Source organism: Streptomyces sp. NPDC048436, assembly GCF_043200355.1.
Lineage (GTDB): Bacteria > Actinomycetota > Actinomycetes > Streptomycetales > Streptomycetaceae > Streptomyces.
Genome location: NZ_JBICXP010000004.1, coordinates 681102 through 703180, shown reverse-complemented (window position 1 = coordinate 703180; position 22079 = coordinate 681102). Strand labels below are relative to the sequence as shown.

Genomic DNA, 22079 nt, shown 5'->3' with positions numbered 1-22079 from the left:
CCGCAGATACGTTCCGCTGGGCGCCCCACGGGGTTCCTCTCGTCGCCCTGTGTGACAAGCGCGGAGCGCCAACTACGCGTCGTTCCAAGGCCATCAGGGGTTCATCCAGACGGCCGAATACGCTCGGTCACAACCCGTCCGTCTGTGGGAAGACCGACACGATCGCCTGGCGTGTCAACTGCCAGCCATCGCCGTGTCGTTCGACGAACCCCAGTGAGCGCAACTCGTACAACCGACCGACAACTTCGTCCACCACGGTGCCCGCACCGAGCGCGATCTCCCGCGCCGACGCGCTCCCCCGCGAGGGCAGCGCGGCCAGCACACGGGCGGCGCCCGGGTCGAGCAGGTCGCGCGGCACGACGGGACCGTGCCGCTCCGGGGCCAGCTCGCCCATGTCACCCACCAGCTCGACGACTTCCGCCGCATCGGTCACCAGCACGCCGTCACCCCGCAGGAGTTCATGCACCCCCGCCGAGAGTCCGCTGGTCGCGGGGCCCGGCACCCCCATCGTGAAGCGGCCGAGCTCCTGCGCACTGCGCGCCGTGACGAGCGCACCGCTTCGGTAAGCCGCTTCGACCACGACGCTGCCGCGGGTGAGGGCGGCGATCACACGGTTACGGAGGATGAACCTGCTCGGAGTCGGATGATCACCGGGCGGCAACTCCCCCACCACAAGACCCTGTTCCGCGATCCTCCTGATCAACTCGGCGTGTCCTCGTGGGTAGGGCCGGTCGACCCCGCAAGCGAGCACGGCCACCGTGGCCCCGCCCGCCCCCAGAGCCCCCCGGTGCGCGGCCCCGTCCACCCCGTAGGCACCCCCGGACACCACCACCCACCCCCGCTCGGCAAGCCCCGCCCCCAGGCCCGCCGCCATGTGCGCCCCATACTCCGTGCAGGCCCGGGCGCCGACCACGGCCACCGACCGCAGCGCCCATATCCGCAGGCTCGGCCGCCCCCGCACCCACAGCCCGACCGGCCGCGCGTTGCCCAGGTCGTCCAGCTGCACGGGCCACTCCGCCTCCCCCGGGCAGACGAACCGCACCCCCGCGTCCCGCGCCACCGCCAGGTCACGCTCGGGCCGCGCCTTCGCGGCCCGGGCCCGCAGTCCTTCCCACCGCGCGGGCGTCACCCCGGCGAGCCGCTCATCCCCCGCGGCGAGGCGCCGCACCACTTCGACGGCACCGGTCTCCCGCAGCCACCGCCCGGCCACCTCGTCCCCCGGTTCGACGATCCGCGTCAGGGCGGCCCTCGCCAGCCGCTCCTCGTCCGGGAGGGAGCCGGACGTCATGTCACCGCCCCGATCGCCATCGGCACGCCCCGCGACACCCCCGTACGCAACTGCAGCGCGAGGGCGACGTCCTGTGCGGAGGGGCGGTCCCGTCCCGCGAGGTCGGCGACGGTCCAGGCGACCCGCAGGACGCGGTCGAGCCCGCGAGCCGTCAGGAACCCGTGCTCCAGGTCGAGTTCGGCTACTTCGAGGGCGCCGGGCTCTGCGGGCCACCGTGTGCGCAGCTCATGCCCGGGGACCTCGCTGTTCATTCGCCAACGGGTCCCCGCCAGCCTGGCCGCCGCTCTCTCCCGGGCGGTGCGCACCCGGTCCGCGACCGTCTGTGTGGAGTCCCCCCGTGTCCCGTGCCCGGCCAGTTGGGAGCGCGTGACGGGCTCCACCTCGACCTTCAGGTCGATCCGGTCGAGCAGTGGGCCCGAGAGCCGTGCCTGATAGCGGCGGACGACCGACGAGGGACATTCACAGCTGTCGTCCCTGCGCGTGTGACGGCCACAAGGACAGGGGTTGGCCGCGAGGACCATCAGGAATCTCGCGGGCAGCCGCACCACTCCCGCGCTGCGCGCGATCACCACATGCCCCGATTCGAGGGGCTGGCGCAAGGAGTCCAACGTCTGGCTGCTGAACTCCGGCGCCTCGTCGAGAAACAGGACGCCCCGGTGAGCCAGCGAGACCGCCCCCGGCCGCGCGACTCCCTTGCCGCCGCCCACGAGCGACTGCATCGTCGCCGAATGGTGCGGCGCGCAGTACGGCGCCGTGTCCACCAGTGGCTTCCCCGGTGGCAGCATGCCCGCCACCGAGTGCACGGCCGTCACCTCCAGGGACTCCTCGCGGGTCAGCCGGGGCAGGATCGCCGGCAGCCGTTCCGCGAGCATCGTCTTTCCAGCGCCCGGTGGGCCCTGCAGAAAGATGTGGTGCGCGCCCGCTGCCGCCACCTCCACGGCGGTCCGAGCCGCCGTCTGTCCGACGACATCGGCCAGGTCAAGCGCATGCGCGTCGTCCAGACCGCCGCTGAGCCCCGTCCCCACCCCGGCTCCCGGCACACAGAGCCCCGCGAGCATCGGGTCGGGCCGGCCCGGCTCGTCCGGCTCCTCCTCGGGCACCGGCTCATCGGTCAGCACGGCGATCAGCTGGCGCAGACTGCGCACCCCGAGCACCGAGATCCCCGGCACCAGCGCCGCCTCGGCCGCGGTGCACTCCGGGACGACGACCTGTTCATAGCCCGCGTCCGCCGCCGCCAGGACCGAGGGCAGCACCCCGCGCACCGGCCGCACCCGTCCGTCGAGCCCCAGTTCGCCGATCATCACGATGTCGGTCAGGACCCGTGGGTCGATCCGCTCCGCCGCCCCGAGCACCGCACAGGCCACCGCGAGATCGAAGCCGCTGCCTCCCTTGGGCACCGACGCCGGGCTCAGGCCCACCGTGAGCTTCTTCTGGGGCCATTCCCCGCCCGAGTTGACCACCGCGGCCCTGACCCGGTCCTTGCTCTCCGTCAGGCTCTTGTCCGGGAGCCCGACCAGCGTGAACGCCGCGACGCCCGGCTCCAGGTCGGCCTGCACCTCGACGACCACACCTTCTACGCCCACCAGCGCCACGGAACACGTACGCGCGAATCCCATCAGGCCACCCCCCGCGCGTGCTCCACGACGGGGGCGCCGCGCCGTGGGATCAGTACGCCGACGAGGTCGATCCGGACTCCACCCGGCGGCGGGCCGCCGCGCTGCTCGATCCAGCGCTCGGCGAGACGCCGCAGCCGCTCCGCCTTGGCGCGGCCCACGGCCGCCATCGGGTGCTGATAGATCTCCGAGCCCACCAGGCCCGCCCTGCGGGTCTTGACCTCACAGATGACGAGCGCTTCGCCATCCATGGCCACGATGTCGATCTCGCCGGTTCTGCCACCGCGCCAGTTGCGCTCCAGAACCGTCATTCCGGCCTCGCCCAGCCGCCGCGCGGCCAGATCTTCGCCGTACCGCCCGAGTGCCCCCCGTGCGTTCATGTCGGCACCACCTCCGACACCCACACTGAGGCCAGGCCCCGAACGTTGTGGATCTTGGTGGACGAGTCACCTTTTGTGGATAACTCGCTCACCCGTCCCGGTGAACTCGGCCACGCCCACAGCCGCGAAAGCCGTGGACTCAGCCCCCCGGCAGCTCAAGATCGCTCTTGTTGAGCTCCTCGATGTTCACGTCCTTGAACGTGAGGACCCGCACCTGCTTCACGAACCGTGCGGGCCTGTACATGTCCCACACCCAGGCGTCCGCCATGGACACCTCGAAGAAAACCTCACCCTGGACCGAGTGCACCTGCATCTCGTAGTCATTGGTGAGATAGAAGCGCCGTTCGGTCTCGATCACATATTTGAACAGACCGACGACATCGCGGTACTCCCGGTAGAGCTTCAGCTCCATCTCGGTCTCGTACTTCTCGAGGTCCTCGGCGCTCATGGCATGTTCCCCTTCAGCCGTGCGTCCCCCTATTGTGCGTCAGCCTCTGGAGCCTCTACGCGATTTCCGTGTCGAGGGTCTCTGGGTGACTCGGGGGACCCTCGTCGAGCAGCCTGCGAAGCAGCTCGGCGAGCCTGGTCGGATACACCGTCTCATGTGCCTCGGTCAGTTCCTGGCACGTCCACCAACGCGCTCCCGCGACACTCCGCCGTTCCAGCTCCGTCAGCCCTGTGGCCTGCGTGGACGTCTGCGACGTACGCGCCAGGTAGTACCGCTCGTCCTGGTCCCAGCGCCGTCCGGCGAAGGGGAAGGAGCAGATCCGCTGCCACAGTGCGGGGCCGAGCTCGACCTCGGTGATGCCCGTCTCTTCCATGAGTTCTCGCAGAGCGGCCTGTTCATGCGTCTCGTCGCCCTCCAGACCGCCGCCCGGCGTGAACCACCAGTCGTCGGCCACGTCCTCCGGGTCATGGCCGTGCAGCAGCAGGATGCGGTCCCGCGGATCGAGGAGCACGACCCGCGCGACCCTTCGCAGCGGCCGCGCCTCAGCCGGCATGGGCGTCCGCCCCCGTACGACCGGGGCTCCGGGGCCGCTCACGCCCGCGCCCCAGTCGCTTGGCCACCGGGCCGTACGCGGCGCCGCCCAGCACGAGCACCGCGCCGACCACCACCGCCCACACCATCAGGCCCACGGGCCCCGGCTCCGAGATGCCGCCCGGCATGTCCGCGAATCCGTCCGGGCGCTCCAGCGTCCCGAACTTGTCCATCGGCCAGGCCACCGCGTCGACCCGCCCCTCCACCGCGCTGCGCGGCACGGAGCCGTGGTTGGAGTCGCCCAGGTGGACGCTGGAGTCCAGGGAGCCGCTGCGCTCGTCGCCGAGCAGGAACAGGTTGCCCTCGGGCACCGTGGTGGCCGGGATTCCGGTGGCCGCGGCGCCCTTGCCCTCGGGAAGATACGGTTCTGCGACTTCCTTGCCGTTGACCATCAGCTTGCCGTCCGTGCAGCAGGAGATCCGGTCACCGCCGATGCCCACGACGCGCTTGACCATCGGCAGATCGCCCCAGCTCGCCTGCCGGAAGACGACGACGTCACCACGGCGCACGTCACTGCCGTCCATCCGCTTCGCCAGGACCCGGTCGCCCGCGCCGATCGTCGGCGTCATCGAGCCGGTGGGGACGGTGTAGGGCTGGTACAGGACGGCGCCCCACACGAAGCCGCCGAGGAAGAGCACACAGCCAAGGGCCACGGCCAGTCCCGACAGCACGCTGCCGAGCCGCCCGCGGCCCTCGTCCGTACGTTGTGTCCTGCTCATCCCAGTGCTCCCCCATATCGGAGACGACCCCGCGCACCCTTCGAACAGGGACACGGAAGATCAGCGATCTGGGACGGCACCCTACCCGGCGGTACCCCCGCCAGAAACCCTCGCGCTCTGCGCGGCGGCCACCGTGAGCCGACGCCTGCGCCAGAGGACGACCGGCACCGCACCCGCGAGCCCGAGGGCGGCGGGCGCCGCGCTCATCGCGGCGTTGATGCCCTGCTGGTCGAAGGTGTCCGGCTTGGGCAGCGTCGCCCAGCGGGTGGGCGGCCAGGCGATCACGATCGCGCGGCCCACGACGTTGTCCACGGGGACGGCGCCGCCGCCGGGCTGGTTCTGGTGGTAGCGGGAGTCCAGCGAGTTCTGCCGGTGGTCACCCATGACCCAGATTTTGCCCGCGGGCACGGTGACCTTGAACTGGCCACCCTGGTCGTCGACGCTGCAAGGGGTGTTGCCCTCGAAGACGTACGGCTCGTTCAGTGCCTTGCCGTTGACCTTCACCGGGCCGGTGCCCTTGCACTCCACGGTGTCGCCGCCGACCGCGATGACGCGCTTGATCAGGTCCTTCTCGTCCGCGGACGGCATCAGGCCGACCCAGCCGAGAACCCGCTGAATCGCGTTCGGGTCGGGCGTCGGCTCACCGTCGAGCCAGTGACCCGGGTCGTTGAAGACGACGACCTCGCCGCGCTCGGGCTCCGAGCCGAACCACGGCGTCAGCTTGTCGACCAGGACGCGGTCGCCCTTCTGGAGCGTGTTCTGCATCGAGTCCGAGGGAATCGAGAACGCCTGCACCAGGAAGGTCTTGATCACCAGCGCCAGGATCAGCGCGATACCGATGAGGAGGGGAAGCTCCTTCCAGAAGGAGCGAGGCTTCTTCGCCCCCTTGGCCGGCTTCCCGTCCAGCTCATCGGGTGCGGGCGAGCCTCCCGCGCGGTCACCCTCACTCCCGGGGTTCACGCCGTCCGCCGCGACCTCCGGCTCGTCTGATCGCCCTGGCTGCTCCTCGGGCCCACCGTGTCCGGACCGTGCGCCGACCGCCACATCCCCCACATCCACTCCTCAGTCCGTGCTGCTGCCCGCTCCTGATGCGATGCAGGCCCACCACTCCCATAACGAGCGGGAGTTCCGCAGGGGTCGGGAGTCCGGTCAATCCGTATCGATCGCCAGGGGCCACCCTATGCGACAGGCCGGGGCCGACGTCCGCATCCGCAGGCGCGTCGGGCACAGACGCGTACGTATCGGGCTCCTCCAGCTTGCGCCAGTGGTCGAAGGGCCAGGCGATGACGAGCGCGCGTCCCACGACACTGTCCTCGGAGACCGTGCCGCTGAACTTCTCGGTGCGGTGGAAACGGGAGTCGGCCGAGTCGGAACGGTGGTCGCCCATGACGAAGAAGCGCCCCTTGGGGACCTTCACCTCGAACTCGAAGGACGAGGGGTCATCACCCGGGTTGATGTACGGCTCGGTGAGCGGCACTCCGTTGACCGTGAGCTTCTTGTTCTTGTCACAGCACTTCACGGTGTCACCGCCGACGCCGACCACGCGCTTGATCAGGTCGCGCTCGTCGTCGGATGGCAGCAGTCCGATGAAGGCGAGCCCTTCCTTGATCTGCTTGACCCCTACAGGGTCGTCCTTCTTCTTGGCGTTCTCGTCCTCGAGCCAGCCGCCGGGGTCCTTGAAGACGACGACGTCGCCACGCTCGGGCTTGGCTCCGAACCACGGGGTCAGCTTGTCGACGAGGACGCGGTCACCGATCTTGATCGTCTGCTCCATCGAGCCCGACGGGATCACGAAGGCCTGCACCAGGAAGGTCTTCAGGACCAGGGCTATCAGCAGCGCGACACCTATGAGGAGAGGTATCTCCTTGATCGCCGAACGCCGCCTGCGCCGCTTGACCTTCCGCGCGAGCTTGCGCCGCTCGGCCCTTCCGGGCAGTACGGGACCGCTGGTGGGACGGGATCCGGTGGGCAGCCGGGTGTCGGCCCGATGGCTGGCGGCCCGGGTCCGCCCGCGGTTACCCATGCGCGCCGCCTGGTGCCGGCACGCGCGCGTAGCCGTCGGGACGCTCCAGGGAGGTCCAGTGGCCGATGGGCCAGGCGATCCAGTCCGCCCTGCCGATCACGGAGTCGACGGGGATCATCCCGCCGCCGGGCTGACCGAGATGGTCGCGGGAGTCACGGGAGTCGCTTCGGTGGTCACCGAGAAGGAAGAGACTGTCTTCGGGTACGACGGCGACGAAGCGCACCGTGGAAGGGGCATCCCCCGGGAAGAGATACGGCTCGTCGACCGGCTCGCCGTTCACCTTGATCCTCCCCCGCTTGTCGCAGCAGACCACCCGGTCTCCCCCCACACCTGCGACCCGCTTGATGTAGTCGGCATCCCCGAAGTAACTACTGCCGTCGAAGACGACCGCGTCACCCCGCTGCGGCTCGGAACCGAAACGGTACGCCAACTTGTTGACGAGTACGCGGTCCCCGACCCGGAACGTGGGCTCCATGGAGCCGCTGGGGATCTGGAAGGGCTGCATCACGAAGGTGCTGACGAGCAGCAGGAAAGCCATGCAGGTGAGCAGCGTCAGGGTGGCTCTGCCGCCGGGCAGCCAGGACACGAGCGACATAAAAGCGGAGCGCGACCGGTCCTCCGGCCCCTCGGATCCCCCGACGCGCTCGGCGTCCTGGGAATCGGTGGGTGGGGAGGAGCGGTCGCGCTCCGTGTGCTGTGCTTCGGTGTCCATCGGGGCCAGATGCTATCCGGCTCCGCTGTGGACCCGTGCGCGAGCTCAGTTGTCGCGCTTCTCCTTGATCTTCGCGGCCTTGCCGCGCAGCTCACGGAGGTAGTACAGCTTCGCGCGGCGCACGGCGCCGCGGGAGACGAGCTCGATCTTCTCGACGATCGGCGTGTGCACCGGGAAGGTGCGCTCGACGCCGACGGAGAAGGAGACCTTGCGGACCGAGAAGGTCTCGCGCACGCCGGCACCCTGGCGACGGATGACTACGCCCTTGAACTGCTGGACACGGGAGCGGTTGCCCTCGATGACGCGCACGTGGACGTTGACGGTGTCACCCGGGCGGAAGGCCGGGATGTCGGTGCGCAGCGAAGCGCTGTCGACGGAGTCGAGCAGGTTAGCCATGATCGTCTGCTTTCTTCACTGATGCCACAGGTCATCAGCGGGAAGTTTGTGATGAGGATTCGATAGCTGTTCGCGTCGGACGGGCGACTTTCCCCCTGTGGCAGGGGCGCACGCTGGACGTACAGCAGCGGCCTATTCTTCCACGGCCTCGGGGTCTCGCCCAAATCGGCCGTCGGGGCCCGGCCTCCACCCAAGGATCGAGAGCATCTCGCGGTCCTTCTTGTCGAAGGCGGCGGGGTCGCAGCGCTCGATCAGATCGGGCCTGTTGCGGACCGTGCGCCGCAGCGCCTCGTCCCTGCGCCAGCGCGCGATCTTGCCGTGGTGACCGCTCACCAGGACGTCCGGGATGCCGTGACCGCGCCATTGGGGCGGCTTGGTGTAGACGGGTCCTTCAAGGAGGTTGGCCATCGCGCCGGGCGCGAAGGAGTCGTCGCGGTGGGACTCGGCATTGCCGAGGACTCCCGGCAGGAGGCGGGCCACGGCCTCGGTGACGACCAGGACGGCCGCCTCGCCGCCCGCGAGGACGTAGTCGCCGATCGACACTTCGTAGACCGGCATGCGGGTCGCGTACTCGTCGATGACGCGGCGGTCGATGCCTTCGTAGCGCGCCGGCGTGAAGACAAGCCAGGGCCGCTCGGAGAGCTCGACGGCGAGTTCCTGGGTGAAGGACCGTCCGCTGGGCGTCGGGACGACCAGGACGGGCCCGTGGGCACCCGCCTCGTATCCGTCGGCGAGCGCGTCGTCGAGTGCCGCGCCCCAGGGGTCGGTCTTCATGACCATGCCGGGGCCGCCGCCGTAAGGGGTGTCGTCGACCGTGTTGTGCCGGTCGTACGTCCACTCCCTGAGGTCGTGCACATTCACGTCGAGCTGCCCACGCGCGCGTGCCTTGCCCACGAGGGAGACGTTCAGGGGTTCCAGGTACTCGGGGAAGATCGTGACGACGTCGAGCCTCATCAGGCGTCGTCTCCCGAGGGGGCGTCGTCCCTGGCGGAGACGACCTCCGCGCGGTCGTCGATCAGGCCGGGGGGCGGATCGATGATCGCCCGCTGCTCCTCCAGGTCGATCTCGGTGACGATCTTCTCCACGAAGGGGATCATCACTTCGCTGCCGTCTGGCCGCTCCACGATGAACAGGTCCTGCGAGGGCAGGTGCGAGATCTCGGTGATCCGGCCGACCTCGACGCCTTCCTTGGTGACGACGTCGAGGTCCATCAGCTGATGGTCGTAGTACTCGTCCTCGTCCTCCGGGAGCTCTTCCGGGTCGATCTCCGCGATCAGCAGCGTGTTGCGCAGCGCTTCGGCGCCCGTGCGGTCGCGTACGCCCTCGAAGCGCAGCAGCAGGCGCCCGCTGTGCACCCGGCCTGCCTCGATGGTCAGCGGGCCCGTGGAGGCGGGGTCGGTGGCGAGGACGGCGCCGGGCCCGAGCCGCAGCTCCGGCTCGTCCGTGCGCACCTCGACGGTGACGTCACCCTTGATGCCGTGGGCGCGGCCGATCCGCGCGACTACCAGCTGCACTGCGTTTTCTCCTCAGTTACGACTACGGGCCGGGGACGGCTCGTAAGCCCTCCCCGGCCCGAGCCGGTGCTACCTGTGGTTCAGTGAACCTGGTCCACGTCGACGAGGTCGACGCGGACACCGCGGCCGCCGATGGCGCCCACGACGGTCCGCAGAGCGCGTGCGGTACGACCGTTACGGCCGATCACCTTGCCGAGGTCTTCCGGGTGGACCCGGACCTCGAGCACACGCCCTCGGCGCAGGTTGCGCGAGGCGACCTGCACGTCGTCGGGGTTGTCGACGATGCCCTTCACGAGGTGCTCGAGAGCCTCCTCGAGCATGCTCAGGCCTCGGTCGACTCGGTGGGCGCGGCCTCGGCCGCATCCGCCTTCTTGTCAGCCTTCTTGGCCTTCTGGGTGATGGCCTCACCCTTGGACTCGTCGCCCTCGAGGCTCTTGGTGAAGGCCTCGAACGCGGCGCGCTTGTCCTTGGGCTCGGCGACGAGCAGCGGCGCGGGGGCCGGAAGGCCCTTGTGCGCCTGCCAGTCACCGGTGAGCTTCAGGATCGCCATGACGGGCTCGGTCGGCTGAGCGCCGACGGAGAGCCAGTACTGGGCGCGCTCCGAGTTGACCTCGATACGCGAGGGGTTCTGCACCGGGTGGTACAGACCGATCTCCTCGATGGCCCGGCCATCACGGCGGGTACGGGAGTCGGCGACGACGATGCGGTAGTGAGGCGCGCGGATCTTGCCCAGACGCTTCAACTTGATCTTGACTGCCACTGGAGTGGTGTCTCCTGGTCTTGACGTGGTTGGGCACAACGAGATGCCACGTGGGGTTGCGGTACTCGGGGTGCCCGATGGACGCGTCAGCCGGAGGCGAGAGGGTTCCTATGCGGCTGTCGAGTACAGCTAGCCATTGTGCCATACGTCGCCGGGGCAGCCGAACGCGGTCCGGCCACCCCCATCCAGCTCAGGCCGGTCAGCCCGCGGCGGCACCGACCACTTCCGGAATGCGGAAGGGCTTGCCGCAGCCACCGCAGACGATGGGTGCCTGGGCGAGCACGGACGGGACCACGCGGACGTTGCGCCCGCAGTCGCAGACCGCCTTGACGCGGACGCCGCCCCCGGAGGAGCCATGCCGGGCGGCCGGGCCCCGGAAGCTGCGTGCCGTGTCGGCGGCGGTCGCCACGGTGTGCGCCTTGAGGGCGCGCTGGAGGCGCTCGATCGTCGGGCGGTAGCGCTTCCTCGCTTCGGGGTTGAGCGTGACCAGCGAGAAGCCGCTGCTGGGATGCGGCTCCTCGGGGTGGTCGAGGCCCAGTTCCTCGGCGATGGCCAGGAATCTGCGGTTGTGATAGCGGCCCGCGCGTGAGGTGTCGCGTACGCCGCGTGACGCGGCGATGCCATGGACTGCCTCATGGAGCAGTCGCTCGAAGGAGAGTTCGGCGCCGCAGGCGGACGACGACTCTCCGATCAGGGATTCGGGCGCGGCAAGATCGGGCAGCTCGGGGTGGTGCCGCTGAATATCGGCCCACGCCTGTGCCAGCTCTGCGGCGAGAACAGGTGGTGTCGTGCTCACGTCGTGAACAACGAGCAGGGAAGCCCGGGGGTTCCATTCCGGGGCATCTCAAATAATTTGCACGTACCCGTCAGTTGCCATTGATGCGTCCGGACGAGGGCGGGTGCGCTGATCTGCATAGAAGCCTCGCACCTCATCGCAAGCCGGTACGTAGCGGCGCGTACGCCCCGGCGCGTAGAGCGACTCCGCACACCGGGGCTTGTGATGCCTGGGCAGGCGTACGAGCCGGGCAGGAGCGCGCTGGTACCGGAGGCGCGCCCCTCAGTAGGCGCGGGCCACTACAGCGACGTTACCGGGGGTCTCATCGGCGTCCGGCACCGCCCCTTCCTCCGTGACCAGACACCGTACGGACACGGAGTGCTCGGCGAGCTTCGCCTCGCCCTGGGGGCCGAGTGTGGACCAGGGGATGCGCGCCCAGCCGCCCGCGGCCGTCGCCTCGACGGCCTGGTCGATGGTGGTGACGTCCGATGTGCGGGACTCGCGCCGCTCGCGGGCCTGGTCCAGGAGCAGCTGCTGGCCCTCTTCGAGGACTGTGGGGATCAGCGCCGCGAGGGCGTCGATCGCGACGGGCTCCTTGCCGCCTCTGCTGTGCTTGCTGTGCTTGTCCGAGATCCGGCGGGCGAGCATCGCGGTGCCGTTCTCCAGGTCGCGCGGGCCGATCTCGACGCGGACCGGCACTCCCTTGAGCTCCCAGTCGACGGCGCGGCGCCCGAAGGGGATGTCCGTGCGGTCGTCGACCTGGACGCGTACGCCCGCGGCCTTCAGGCGGTCGCCGATCTCGCGGACCTTGGCGAGCACGGCGTCGTCGCCCTTGATGGCCAGGACGACGGCCTGGACGGGCGCCAGGCGCGGCGGCACCCGCAGGCCGCTGTCGTCGCCGTGCATCATCACCAGGGCGCCGACCATCCGCGTCGTGCTGCCCCAGGAGGTCTGCCAGACGAGCTCCTGCTTGCCCTCCTTGGACAGGTACCGGGTGTGGAAGGCCTTGGCGAAGTTCTGGCCGAGCTCGTGGCTCGTGCCGAGCTGGAGGGCCTTGCCGTCGCCCATCATGCCTTCGAGGGTGAGGGTGTTGATGGCGCCCGCGAAGCGCTCCTTGGCGGTCTTGCGGCCCAGGACGAAGTCCATGGCGAGGACCTCCCGCATGAAGTCCCCGTAGACGTGCCGGTGGATGCGGGCGGCGAAATCGCGTGCTTCTTCGTACGTCGCGTGCGCCGTGTGGCCCTCCTGCCAGAGGAACTCCGACGTGCGCAGGAAGAGCCGGGGCCGCAGCTCCCAACGGACCACGTTCGCCCACTGGTTGATCAGGAGCGGCAGGTCGCGGTAGCTCTGCACCCACTTGGAGAAGTACTCGTTGACGATCGTCTCGGAGGTGGGGCGCACGACGACCGGCTCTTCGAGCTCCTTGCCGCCGCCGTGTGTGACGACGGCCAGTTCGGGGGCGAAGCCTTCGACGTGCTCGGCCTCCCTGGTCAGGTACGACTGGGGGATGAGGAGCGGGAAGTAGGCGTTCTGGGTACCCGTCTCCTTGATGCGGGCGTCCATGTCCTGCTGCATGCGTTCCCACAGGCTGTAGCCGTATGGCCGGATCACCATGGTGCCGCGCACCGGGCCGTTGTCGGCCAGTTCGGCCTTGTTGATCAGGTCCTGGTACCAGCGCGGGAAGTCTTCCGCCCGGGGCGTGAGAACGGGTGCCTTAGCCATGGCGCGCATGGTACGGGCGGCCTCCGGAGGGTGTGAATTGAATTCATCCGGGGGGCGCACAACGGTGGCACACAAGCATTGCCCCACAACCTCTGGACGCCGCGACGGATGCGGAGTTCTCTGGCATACGGGGGGAGTGCGAGCGCACTGCACGGAGGCGGGTAAACCGTTGGAATACGACACTCCAGTAACTCTCGGCGGATTGGGGCGCTTTCGATGACACCTACACTCGTGCAACCGCACCTCCCCCGCGCGGGCGCGACCCCGCGTGTGGACCGGTGCGCACGCGCGCGTGACTGGGCGGAGATCCAGGAACGGATGCTGGTTCCGCTCTATGAAGCGGTGTACGAACGACTCGACGTGAGCGGCAAGACCCGGCTTCTCGGCCTGGGCTGCGGCTCCGGACTCGCTCTCCTGATGGCGGCCTCGCGGGGCGCGTCGGTCACCGGCGTCGACCCATCGGCGCCCGAACGGCTCGCCCTGGCGCGCGAACGGCTGCTGCCCGACGCGGGCTGGGGCACACGGCCGCGGGGTGATACCCGGCTCGTGGAAGGGGGCCCCGCTGATGTGTCGGGGCCGGGCGTGCCCGCCTTCAACATGGTGACCGCGTTCCAGCCGATCGGCTGCATGGCGGGTGACTCCGAAGGCCTCGCCGGCCTCCTGGAGGCCACCGCTTCACTGACCGAACGCGGCACGCCGGTGGTGCTGGCCGGCTGGGGTCCGCCGGAGCGCTGCACGACCTCTTCTGTACTGAGGGTGGCGGCCAAGCTCGCCGATCCGCTGCGCAACACCGGCAGTTGGCGCCCCGCGCTCCGGGACGACCTGGAGGAGGTCGCCCAGCGGGCGGGCCTCAAGCCGGACGGCTCGGGCCGCGTCGCGTGCCCCTTCGGGTACGCGGACACGGAGAGCGCGGTCCGCGGGCTGCTCTCGACGGGTCTTTTCGACGCGGCGGTGGGCGCGACGGATCAGGTGCAGGTCGACAAGGAGCTGACGGAAGCCCTGCATCCGCATCAGCGGCGTGACGGCACGGTGTGGATGCCCAATGTGTTCCGGTACTTGATCGCACGCACGCCGTAGCGGGCTGCTCTCAACAGGGCCTAGCCTCCGCCCAAGGCGGCCCGCAGCCGGTCGAGCAGGACTCCGGCCGCGGGTCCTGCGGGCCCGTCCGTGCGCCAGGTCAGCGCGATCCGGCCACGGAGGCGGGGCTCTGTGATCTCTAGCGTCCGCAGTCCGTACGCGGCTGCCGTACGGGGTTCGAGTGCCGGAAGGACGGCCACCCCCAGGCCACGGACGACGAGTTGCACAAGGACCTGCGGGGCGGCCGCCTCGAACGCGATGCGTGGCCGGACGCCCGCCTGCGCGCAGGCACGGTCGAGCACCCCGCGTACGCCGGTGCCGCGCGGCAGACTGATCAGCGGGCGGTCGCGGAGCTCGGCGAGCGGGACGCCCGTACGGTTCTCGGGCGTGAGGAGTTCGTCGCCCGGCAGCACGACGGCGACCAGGGATTCGTCGATCACGAGCTGCGTGGAGACGCCCGGTGGCGGCTCCTCGTCCGCGAGGCCGAGCAGCGCGATGTCCAGTTCACCGCGGCGCAGCGCGGCGAGCATCCGGTCCGATGTGTCCTCGGTGAGGGCGATCTCGACGTCGGGGTGGGCGTCATGGAAGTCGGCCAGGACAGAGACCACGTCGAACTCGTGGGTGGCCGCCCCCGACACGAGACCGACCCTCACGTGCCCCCGCAGCAGCCCGGTGAACTCGTCCGCGGTGTGTCGCACGCCCTCGGCGGCGGCTAGCGCGGCCCGGGCGAAGGGCAGGACGGCCTCGCCCACCTCCGTCAGCGTGACCGAGCGCCCCGAACGGTCGAGGAGCGGCTGCCCGAGCTCCCGTTCCAACTGCCGGACCTGAGCGCTCACTCCTGGCTGGGCCAGGTGCAGACGGGCGGCGGCGCGAGTGAAGTTGGCTTCTTCGACGACGGCGACGAAGTACTGGAGCTGCCGGAGTTCCATAACTGGGCATGCTAGTTGGCAGAAGATCCAGCTCTTGGACTTATGGCGAGACGGTGGACACCCTGGAGTGGTGGACATCAGAACCGCGATCGCCGCCGAACGTCATGACCTCGCCGATCTCCTCGACGCCCTGCCGCCCGTGAAGTGGGAGGCGCCAACTCTGTGCGCCGGGTGGAGCGTTCGGGAGGTCGCGGCCCATATGTCGCTGGGCTTCCGGTACTCCCTCCCGAAGACCCTTGCCGAACTCGTCAAAGCACGCGGCAGCCTCCACCGGATGACCGACCGCTGTGCCCGCAGGGACGCCGCGGCCTTCCCGGACGGTCAGCTCGCCGCGTTCCTCAGGGACAACGCGGACCATCCCTGGCAGCCGCCTATGACCGGGCCCGAGGGAGCGCTGGGGCACGACGTGGTGCACGGGCTCGACATCTCGGTCGCCCTCGGCCTCGGACGCAGGGTTCCCCTGGACCGTGTGCACACCCTTCTTAAGAAAGTCACGCCCAAGAGCACCAGGTTCTTCGGGGCGGACGTCGACGGCATCCAGCTGCGGGCCGACGACCTCGACTGGAGCTATGGGAAAGGCACGCTTCTGACCGGCGCGGCGCAGGATCTTCTCCTTGTCCTGTACGGCAGGAAGCTCCCCCCGGGCCGTCTCCGGGGGGAGCCGCAGAGTCGTTTCGTTATCGGAGGGGGCTAGTCGGGCGCCTTGGTGAGGCGTGTGATGCCGGCGACCCGGTATGCGGCCTCCTCCTCCAGCGTCTCGTTCTCCAGGAGTGCGGCGGCCAGGGCGTCCAGCTGGCCCCGGTGGTCCCTCAGTTGCCCGCAGGCGCTCTCGTAACATTCGTCCACGATGCGCCGCATCTCGTGGTCGATCGTGTCGAGGGTGACCGGGGCTGCCGAGAGTCCGTAGGCCTGCTGGGCGTCGCTCGGCAGGGCGGAGAGACGGCCCACACGCTCGCTCATGCCCCAGCGGGCGACCATGCCGCGGGCGATGTTGGTGACCTGCTCCAGGTCGTTCTCGGCGCCCGTCGTGACGACGCCGAAGACGACGTGCTCGGCCGCCATGCCGCCCAGGGCGCCGACGATGCGGCCACGCAGATACTCCTCCGTGTACGCGTACTTGTCGGCGTCCGGCGTCGACAGGGTGACGCCGAGCGCGCGCCCCCGGGGCACGATGGTGATCTTGCGGACAGGGTCGGCGCCCGGCTGCAGCATCCCCAGGAGCGCGTGCCCGCTCTCGTGGTACGCCGTGCGCCGCCGCTCCTCGTCCGGCATGACGAGAGGCCGCTCGGCACCGAGCTGGACCTTCTCCAGCGCTTCGGAGAGGTCGGACTGCGTCACTTCCTTCTGCTTGCGCTTGACGGCGAGCAGAGCGGCCTCGTTGGCGAGGTTGGCGAGTTCGGCGCCGGTCATCCCCGGTGTCGTACGAGCGACCTGGGCGAGGTCGGTGTCGCCCGCCATCGGCATCTCACGGGTATGGATCTTGAGGATGGCCTCGCGTCCGCCGCGGTCGGGCGGGCTGACGGTGACGACCCGGTCGAAGCGTCCCGGGCGGGTCAGGGCGGGGTCGAGGATGTCCGCCCGGTTGGTGGCGGCGAGCACGATGACGCCTTCGGACCCGTTGAAACCATCCATCTCGGTGAGGATCTGGTTCAGCGTCTGTTCCCGCTCGTCGTGCCCGCCCATCCCGCTGCCGCCGCCCCGCGCGCGCCCGATGGTGTCGATCTCGTCGATGAAGATGATGGACGGCGCGACTTTCCGCGCCTCGGCGAAGAGTTCCCGTACGCGCGACGCACCGACGCCCACGATCATCTCGATGAACTCCGAGGCGGACGCGGAGAAGAAGGGCACCCCGGCCTCGCCCGCGACGGCCCGCGCGAGCAGCGTCTTGCCGGTGCCGGGCAGGCCCGCGAGCAGCACGCCCCGCGGCATCCTGGCGCCCATCTCGCGGTAGGCGGCGGGATTCTTCAGGAAGTCGACGACGTCACTGAGCTCGCCCTCGACCTCGTCGATGCCCGCCACGTCCTCGAAGGTGGTGCGCTGCTCGCCGGGTTCGAGCTCCACCGGCTTCGGCGGCGCCTTGCGCCCGAGCATGCCGCCCGCGCCACCCATACCCGAGCTCATCCGCCGGGCGATGAAGATCCACAGGAAGACCAGCAAGAGCATCGGGGCGAGCGAGATGAGCAGGTTGGAGAGGAAGCTGCGCTCATGGACGACCGGCTCGGCGGTGACGGTGACGTCGTGCTTGGTGAGGTCGGCCCAGAGTCTGTCGTCGGCGAAGGCGGGCCGCTGGGTGGTGAACTTGGTGTAGTTCCCCTTGTCGTCGCCCGGCTTCGGCTGCTCCTTCTTGAGCTGGCCCTGGATCGCGTCGCCCTTGGAGTAGATCTTCGTGACGTTGCCGGAGTCGACCTGCTTGCTGAACTCCGTGTACGAGATCGTCGGCTCGTCGCCCTCGTTGAAGAAGGAGAGGACGAGGTTGGCGATGAGATAGACGATGAGCGCGGTGAGGATGAGCCCGCGCCACCCGCCCGGCATCTTCTTCTTCGGCGGCGGCGCGGGCGCGGGCGGAGGCGCGCCCTCGGAGCGCCATGGCTGGTCGGGCGCCTGGCGCGGCGGCACAGGGTTGCTCATATCCGGACGTTACGACAGAAACCGAAGCCGGGCACCCGCTCCGAAAACGCCTGGGGCGCCCCTCTCGACAGAGGGGCGCCCCAGGCGGCGTACGAAGCTGCGTACGAGATATGAGCCGTCAGCCCATGAACTTCTTGAACTCGTCCGGCAGCTCGAAGTTCTGCGCCTGCTGCCCTTCGGGGAGGCCGAAGGCGCCACCCTCCTGACCCGCCTGCTCGCGGCGGACGGCGTCCTCCTGCTCCTGCTGCTTGCGCTTCATCGGGTTGCCGGAGCGCTGCTTACCCTTGGCCTGCTTCTGCTTCTTCTTCTGCTTGCCGGCGCCACCACCCATGCCCGGCATCCCGGGCATACCCGGCATTCCGCCACCCTGGGCCATCCGCGACATCATCTTGCGGGCCTCGAAGAACCGCTCGACCAGGTTCTTGACGGCGCTGACCTCGACGCCGGAGCCCTTGGCGATACGAGCACGGCGCGAGCCGTTGATGATCGCCGCGTCCTGCCGCTCGGCGGGCGTCATCGACTTGATGATCGCGGCGGTGCGGTCGACGTCCCGCTCGTCCAGGTTGTTGATCTGGTCCTTGATCTGCCCCATGCCGGGCATCATCCCGAGCAGCTTGCTGATGCTGCCCATCTTCCTGACCTGCTCCATCTGGGCCAGGAAGTCGTCGAGCGTGAAGTCCTTGCCGCCCTTGCTGCCCTGCAGCTTGGCGGCCATCTTCTCGGCCTCTTGCTGGGAGAAGGTCTGCTCGGCCTTCTCGATCAGCGTGAGCATGTCGCCCATGCCGAGGATGCGGGACGCCATGCGGTCCGGGTGGAACGCGTCGAAGTCGTCCAGCTTCTCGCCGTTGGAGGCGAACATGATCTGACGGCCGGTGACCTGCGCGATGGAGAGCGCGGCACCACCGCGGGCGTCACCGTCGAGCTTCGACAGGACCACGCCGTCGAAGCCGACACCGTCACGGAAGGACTCGGCCGTGTTGACCGCGTCCTGACCGATCATGGCGTCGACCACGAAGAGGACTTCGTCCGGGCTTACGGCGTCGCGGATGTCCGCGGCCTGCTGCATCAGCTCCTGGTCGATGCCGAGGCGGCCCGCGGTGTCGACGATGACGACGTCGTACTGCTTGGTCTTGGCGAACTCGATCGAGTCCTTGGCGACCTGGACGGGGTCGCCCACGCCGTTGCCCGGCTCGGGGGCGAAGACGCCTACGCCTGCGCGCTCGGCCACGACGGAGAGCTGGTTGACGGCGTTGGGGCGCTGAAGGTCGCACGCCACGAGGATCGGGGAGTGGCCCTGGCCCTTCAGCCAGAGGCCGAGCTTTCCGGCGAGGGTGGTCTTACCGGCACCCTGAAGGCCCGCGAGCATGATGACGGTCGGCGGGTTCTTCGCGAAGCGGAGGCGTCGCGTCTCGCCGCCGAGGATGCCGACGAGCTCCTCGTTGACGATCTTGATGACCTGCTGGGCGGGGTTCAGGGCCTGGGAGACCTCGACGCCGGCGGCGCGCTCCTTGACCTGCTTGATGAAGGCCCTGACGACGGGGAGGGCGACGTCCGCTTCGAGCAGCGCGATGCGGATCTCGCGGGCCGTGGCGTCGATGTCCGCCTCGGACAGGCGGCCCTTGCCCCGGAGGTTCTTGAATGTCGCTGCGAGGCGGTCGGAGAGAGTGTCGAACACGGCGGTCGCGAATCCTCGGGTCGAAGGGGGCGCCCCCCGCTCGCGCGGAGCTGAGCGTGGGGGAGGGCGGATAGGTCGCCCTCCAGGGTATCTGCACCGTCGCTGCGTTGTGCCCTGGCGGGGGGAGCGGGGTCTGCGGGCCTCGGCTTCGCGGCCACGCGGCAGCTTCAGGCCTTCCGCTCCCGCCTCGGCGTACGTCCAATGCCTTGCTGCCCGGCAGCTTCGGGCCTCCCGCCCGCACCAGAGCGGGCCCTGAGTATCTCGCCACCCCGCAGCTCCGGGCTGTGCCCACCCTCCCCCACTCTCAACTCCGTTCGAGCGGGGGGACCCCCATCGCCCTGCGGAACGCCTGCCCACAGTGGGAGCTACCCCCTCAACGCCTCCTCCACAACCCTCGCCACCCCCGCGGCCCCCTCCCCCGACAGCGGCGCACCCTCGGTGCCCGTCACGTAGAACGCGTCCACCGCGTTCGACCCCAGCGTCGATACATGCGCACTGCGCACCACCACCCCCGCCGACTCCAGCGCCCGGCCGATGCGGTGCAGGAGGCCAGGTGCGTCCTGGGCCCGTACCTCGATGACCGTTGCGAGGCGGGAGCCTGCCGAAGCCACTGTCACTCGCGGGGGCGGAGCCACCGTGCCCCGGCGCCTCGGGTAGGCCGCGTCCCGCTCGGCGAGGCGGCCCGTGATGTCGAGGGAGCCGTCGAGCGCCCGCACCAGGTCCGCCCGCAACCGCGCGGCCTGCGGCAGCGACCCGTACTCCGCCGCGACCCGCCAGTTCAGGAGCAGCACGGAGTCATCGCCCCCGGTCGGCACCCCCATCCCCCGGAACTCCGCGGTCCGCACGGCGAGCCGGTGCGTGGCGAGCACCCCCGCGACCGCGGACAGCACGCCAGGCTGGTCCGGCACCGCGATGACCAGCTCCACACCCAGGGGCTCGGGGTCCCCCGGAGTCTCGTCCCCGCTCCCCTCCGTCTGCGCGCGCAGCGCCAGCACAGGGCCGCCCGTCCGGAACGCCTCCACAGCGAGCCGTTCCTGCTCGGCGGTGGGAGCGATGTCCTCCGCTCCCTCCGGCTCGTCCCCCGACAGGACCGCGCCCACCCGCTTCACCAGGTCGGTGACGAGCGAGCCCCGCCAGGTGGACCAGGCGGCGGGACCGGTGGCCAGCGCGTCCGCCTCCGTCAGCGCGTGAAGGAGTTCGAGCGTCCCCAGTGATCCCACCGCGTCCGCCACCGACCGCACCGTGGCGGGGTCGTCGAGGTCCCGCCGGGTCGCCGTCTCGATCAGGAGCAGGTGGTGGCGTACCAGCGTCGCCAGGACCGCCACATCCGCACGGTCGAAACCGATCCGGGCCGCGACGTCCCTGGCGATGATCTCCCCGGCCACGGAGTGGTCCCCCGGCCAGCCCTTGCCGATGTCGTGCAGCAGCCCGGCCACGAGCAGCAGGTCGGGCCTGCCCACCCGCCGCGTCAGCTCCGAGGCCTGCACCGCCGTCTCCACGAGGTGCCGGTCGACGGTCCAGGTGTGCACGGCGTTGCGCTGCGGCCTGCACCGCACCCGCTCCCAGTCGGGCAGCAGGCGAGTGATCAGCCCCTCGGCCTCAAGCGCCTCCCACACCTCGACCGTGGGACGCCCGGCCCCGAGCAACGTCACCAGCTGCTCCCTGGCCTCCGCAGGCCACGGCGTGGGCAGGGGGCGCACGGCCGCCGCCATCCTCCGCACCGCGTGCAGCGAAAGCGGCAACCCGGCCTGAGCAGCCGCGGCAGCCGCCCGAAGCGGCAGCACGGGATCACGCTCGGGCCGCGCCGCCCGGGCGAGGACCACCTCCCCGTCCTGCTCGACGACCCCCTCGGCCAGCGGCGAGCGCTCGGCCGCCGCCCCCTTGCCGCCGCCCAGCATCGCCCGCAGCCGAGGCCGCACGGACCGGGACCGCAGCACCCGGCCGACCTCGCGCCACGTCACGTCACTCGCGTACGAGACGGTGCGCGCCGCCTCGTACACCTGACGCAGCAAGGTGTCGGCATCCAACAACCCCAGTTCGGCGGCGACTTGATCCTGTTCCTGGAGGGCGAGCCGGTCCGTGGCCCTCCCCGTCGTCAGATGCAGCGCGTCCCGCACGTCAAGGAGTCGCCGCCGGGCATCGGAGAGCCCCTCCCGAGGCGCATCGGCCAGCCACGAAGCAGCGACGGCCCGCAAGGCGGTCGCATCCCGCAAGCCGCCCCGCGCCTCCTTCAGGTCCGGCTCCAGGAGATAGCTCAACTCCCCCTGCCGCTCGGCCCGTTCCTCGCACAGCTCGCGCAGCTCGGGCAGCCGCTTCGGCGCGAGGTTGCGCCAGTCGGCGAGTACGGCCGTGCGCAGCCCGGCGGTCAGCCCGAGATCGCCCACGACGTGCCGCGCGTCGAGCAGCCCCAGCTGCACCTTGAGGTCCTCGCCCGCGGTCTTGCGCGCTTCCACCGGCGTACGCACGGAGTGGTCGAGGGCGAGCCCGAGGTCCCAGATGGGGTACCAGATGCGGTCCGCGAGGGCGGCGACCTCGCCGGCGTCCGCGCTGCCGTCGTGCAGGAGCAGCAGATCAAGGTCGCTGCGGGGCGAGAGCTCGCCCCTGCCGTACCCGCCCACGGCCACCAGTGCGGCCCCCCGCGGCGCGCCCGCGGCCGTGAAGAGGCCGGTCAGCCAGTCGTCCGTGAGGTCGGCCAGGGCCGAACGGCGCGGCGGCCCGGACCGCGCCTCCCCTTGAAGGAGGCGCAGCCGGGCCGCCGCATAGCCGCTGGGTCCGGAGTCTTCCGAGTCCGATTCACTACGTACGTCCACACTCGTCACCCAGCAGCTC

At 70.2% G+C, this 22079-nt stretch carries 22 protein-coding genes; 2 read left to right on the top strand and 20 right to left on the bottom strand.

Annotation, left to right across the window (positions count from 1 at the left end; translation table 11 throughout):
- Positions 1–127: 127 nt before the first annotated feature.
- The 16 genes from dprA to proS all read right to left on the bottom strand — a co-directional run bounded on the left by dprA (position 128) and on the right by proS (position 12941).
- Complete coding sequence (dprA, locus tag ACGFX9_RS18040; RefSeq protein ID WP_393472187.1) at positions 128–1288, bottom strand: DNA-processing protein DprA; 1161 nt, start codon at positions 1286–1288, stop codon at positions 128–130.
- Positions 1285–2904, bottom strand: a complete 1620-nt coding sequence (locus ACGFX9_RS18035; RefSeq protein ID WP_393472184.1) for a YifB family Mg chelatase-like AAA ATPase — start codon at positions 2902–2904, stop codon at positions 1285–1287. The genes dprA and ACGFX9_RS18035 overlap by 4 nt, the downstream gene beginning before the upstream one ends.
- A complete protein-coding gene (locus tag ACGFX9_RS18030) occupies positions 2904–3281 on the bottom strand; it encodes a YraN family protein (RefSeq protein ID WP_393472181.1) in 378 nt (125 codons plus the stop codon). The genes ACGFX9_RS18035 and ACGFX9_RS18030 overlap by 1 nt, the downstream gene beginning before the upstream one ends.
- Before the next feature lie 139 nt (positions 3282–3420).
- Complete coding sequence (locus tag ACGFX9_RS18025; RefSeq protein WP_003965949.1) at positions 3421–3729, bottom strand: DUF2469 domain-containing protein; 309 nt, start codon at positions 3727–3729, stop codon at positions 3421–3423.
- 55 nt (positions 3730–3784) lie between these two features.
- Entirely contained in the window at positions 3785–4282 is a 498-nt protein-coding gene (locus ACGFX9_RS18020) for an NUDIX hydrolase (protein WP_393472178.1), read from the bottom strand.
- The gene (gene lepB / locus ACGFX9_RS18015) at positions 4272–5039 is read right to left on the bottom strand and encodes a signal peptidase I (RefSeq protein ID WP_393472176.1); all 768 of its coding nucleotides are present in this window, start codon (positions 5037–5039) and stop codon (positions 4272–4274) included. Before lepB (ACGFX9_RS18015) ends, ACGFX9_RS18020 begins: the two co-directional genes overlap by 11 nt.
- A gap of 81 nt (positions 5040–5120) precedes the next feature.
- Positions 5121–6092, bottom strand: a complete 972-nt coding sequence (gene lepB, locus ACGFX9_RS18010; RefSeq protein WP_393472172.1) for a signal peptidase I — start codon at positions 6090–6092, stop codon at positions 5121–5123.
- Entirely contained in the window at positions 5983–7062 is a 1080-nt protein-coding gene (lepB, locus tag ACGFX9_RS18005) for a signal peptidase I (RefSeq protein ID WP_393472169.1), read from the bottom strand. Before lepB (ACGFX9_RS18005) ends, lepB (ACGFX9_RS18010) begins: the two co-directional genes overlap by 110 nt.
- Complete coding sequence (gene lepB, locus ACGFX9_RS18000) at positions 7055–7774, bottom strand: signal peptidase I (protein ID WP_393472166.1); 720 nt, start codon at positions 7772–7774, stop codon at positions 7055–7057. The genes lepB (ACGFX9_RS18005) and lepB (ACGFX9_RS18000) overlap by 8 nt, the downstream gene beginning before the upstream one ends.
- Positions 7775–7819: 45 nt before the next feature.
- Positions 7820–8170: a 50S ribosomal protein L19 gene (rplS, locus tag ACGFX9_RS17995; RefSeq protein ID WP_351165399.1), complete on the bottom strand. Its 351-nt coding sequence runs from the start codon at positions 8168–8170 to the stop codon at positions 7820–7822.
- Positions 8171–8302: 132 nt separating this feature from the next.
- The gene (gene trmD / locus ACGFX9_RS17990) at positions 8303–9124 is read right to left on the bottom strand and encodes a tRNA (guanosine(37)-N1)-methyltransferase TrmD (protein WP_393472163.1); all 822 of its coding nucleotides are present in this window, start codon (positions 9122–9124) and stop codon (positions 8303–8305) included.
- On the bottom strand, positions 9124–9684 hold the full coding sequence (gene rimM / locus ACGFX9_RS17985; RefSeq protein WP_393472160.1) for a ribosome maturation factor RimM: 561 nt from the start codon (positions 9682–9684) through the stop codon (positions 9124–9126). The genes trmD and rimM overlap by 1 nt, the downstream gene beginning before the upstream one ends.
- 80 nt (positions 9685–9764) lie before the next feature.
- Positions 9765–10004 carry an RNA-binding protein gene (locus ACGFX9_RS17980; RefSeq protein WP_119295199.1) on the bottom strand — a complete coding sequence of 80 codons (240 nt, stop codon included), beginning with the start codon at positions 10002–10004 and terminating at the stop codon, positions 9765–9767.
- A 2-nt stretch (positions 10005–10006) separates the two neighbouring features.
- Positions 10007–10444 carry a 30S ribosomal protein S16 gene (gene rpsP, locus ACGFX9_RS17975; protein WP_393472158.1) on the bottom strand — a complete coding sequence of 146 codons (438 nt, stop codon included), beginning with the start codon at positions 10442–10444 and terminating at the stop codon, positions 10007–10009.
- A 199-nt stretch (positions 10445–10643) separates the two neighbouring features.
- On the bottom strand, positions 10644–11240 hold the full coding sequence (locus ACGFX9_RS17970) for a hypothetical protein (protein ID WP_393472155.1): 597 nt from the start codon (positions 11238–11240) through the stop codon (positions 10644–10646).
- Between the two features lie 261 nt (positions 11241–11501).
- The gene (gene proS, locus ACGFX9_RS17965; protein ID WP_393472153.1) at positions 11502–12941 is read right to left on the bottom strand and encodes a proline--tRNA ligase; all 1440 of its coding nucleotides are present in this window, start codon (positions 12939–12941) and stop codon (positions 11502–11504) included.
- A 216-nt stretch (positions 12942–13157) separates the two neighbouring features.
- On the opposite strand from proS, the gene ACGFX9_RS17960 reads away from it, so the two are divergent.
- Positions 13158–14018: an SAM-dependent methyltransferase gene (locus tag ACGFX9_RS17960; protein ID WP_393472149.1), complete on the top strand. Its 861-nt coding sequence runs from the start codon at positions 13158–13160 to the stop codon at positions 14016–14018.
- Between the two features lie 20 nt (positions 14019–14038).
- Here ACGFX9_RS17960 and ACGFX9_RS17955 read toward each other — a convergent pair whose 3' ends face one another.
- Positions 14039–14947, bottom strand: a complete 909-nt coding sequence (locus tag ACGFX9_RS17955; protein ID WP_393472146.1) for a LysR family transcriptional regulator — start codon at positions 14945–14947, stop codon at positions 14039–14041.
- 70 nt (positions 14948–15017) lie between these two features.
- Here ACGFX9_RS17955 and ACGFX9_RS17950 point away from each other — a divergent pair, with 70 nt between their 5' ends.
- The gene (locus tag ACGFX9_RS17950; RefSeq protein WP_393472144.1) at positions 15018–15641 is read left to right on the top strand and encodes a maleylpyruvate isomerase family mycothiol-dependent enzyme; all 624 of its coding nucleotides are present in this window, start codon (positions 15018–15020) and stop codon (positions 15639–15641) included.
- On the opposite strand, the gene ftsH is transcribed toward ACGFX9_RS17950, so the two are convergent.
- From ftsH to ACGFX9_RS17935, 3 genes are all read right to left on the bottom strand, one after another.
- Positions 15638–17575 carry an ATP-dependent zinc metalloprotease FtsH gene (gene ftsH / locus ACGFX9_RS17945; RefSeq protein WP_393472142.1) on the bottom strand — a complete coding sequence of 646 codons (1938 nt, stop codon included), beginning with the start codon at positions 17573–17575 and terminating at the stop codon, positions 15638–15640. The two genes, ACGFX9_RS17950 and ftsH, sit on opposite strands and share 4 nt — an antisense overlap.
- Before the next feature lie 118 nt (positions 17576–17693).
- On the bottom strand, positions 17694–19250 hold the full coding sequence (gene ffh, locus ACGFX9_RS17940; protein ID WP_393472140.1) for a signal recognition particle protein: 1557 nt from the start codon (positions 19248–19250) through the stop codon (positions 17694–17696).
- Between the two features lie 365 nt (positions 19251–19615).
- Complete coding sequence (locus tag ACGFX9_RS17935; protein ID WP_393472137.1) at positions 19616–22069, bottom strand: [protein-PII] uridylyltransferase; 2454 nt, start codon at positions 22067–22069, stop codon at positions 19616–19618.
- Between the last annotated feature and the right edge of the window lie 10 nt (positions 22070–22079).

Excerpts from the sequence above, each read along its gene's own strand:
- dprA (WP_393472187.1), bottom strand. The coding sequence starts at position 1,288 with ATGACGTCCGGCTCCCTCCCGGACGAGGAGCGGCTGGCGAGGGCCGCC.
- ACGFX9_RS18035 (WP_393472184.1), bottom strand. The coding sequence starts at position 2,904 with ATGGGATTCGCGCGTACGTGTTCCGTGGCGCTGGTGGGCGTAGAAGGT.
- ACGFX9_RS18030 (WP_393472181.1), bottom strand. The coding sequence starts at position 3,281 with ATGAACGCACGGGGGGCACTCGGGCGGTACGGCGAAGATCTGGCCGCG.
- ACGFX9_RS18025 (WP_003965949.1), bottom strand. The coding sequence starts at position 3,729 with ATGAGCGCCGAGGACCTCGAGAAGTACGAGACCGAGATGGAGCTGAAG.
- ACGFX9_RS18020 (WP_393472178.1), bottom strand. The coding sequence starts at position 4,282 with ATGCCGGCTGAGGCGCGGCCGCTGCGAAGGGTCGCGCGGGTCGTGCTC.
- lepB (WP_393472176.1), bottom strand. The coding sequence starts at position 5,039 with ATGAGCAGGACACAACGTACGGACGAGGGCCGCGGGCGGCTCGGCAGC.
- lepB (WP_393472169.1), bottom strand. The coding sequence starts at position 7,062 with ATGGGTAACCGCGGGCGGACCCGGGCCGCCAGCCATCGGGCCGACACC.
- lepB (WP_393472166.1), bottom strand. The coding sequence starts at position 7,774 with ATGGACACCGAAGCACAGCACACGGAGCGCGACCGCTCCTCCCCACCC.
- rplS (WP_351165399.1), bottom strand. The coding sequence starts at position 8,170 with ATGGCTAACCTGCTCGACTCCGTCGACAGCGCTTCGCTGCGCACCGAC.
- trmD (WP_393472163.1), bottom strand. The coding sequence starts at position 9,124 with ATGAGGCTCGACGTCGTCACGATCTTCCCCGAGTACCTGGAACCCCTG.
- ACGFX9_RS17980 (WP_119295199.1), bottom strand. The coding sequence starts at position 10,004 with ATGCTCGAGGAGGCTCTCGAGCACCTCGTGAAGGGCATCGTCGACAAC.
- proS (WP_393472153.1), bottom strand. The coding sequence starts at position 12,941 with ATGGCTAAGGCACCCGTTCTCACGCCCCGGGCGGAAGACTTCCCGCGC.
- ACGFX9_RS17960 (WP_393472149.1), top strand. The coding sequence starts at position 13,158 with ATGACACCTACACTCGTGCAACCGCACCTCCCCCGCGCGGGCGCGACC.
- ACGFX9_RS17955 (WP_393472146.1), bottom strand. The coding sequence starts at position 14,947 with ATGGAACTCCGGCAGCTCCAGTACTTCGTCGCCGTCGTCGAAGAAGCC.
- ftsH (WP_393472142.1), bottom strand. The coding sequence starts at position 17,575 with ATGAGCAACCCTGTGCCGCCGCGCCAGGCGCCCGACCAGCCATGGCGC.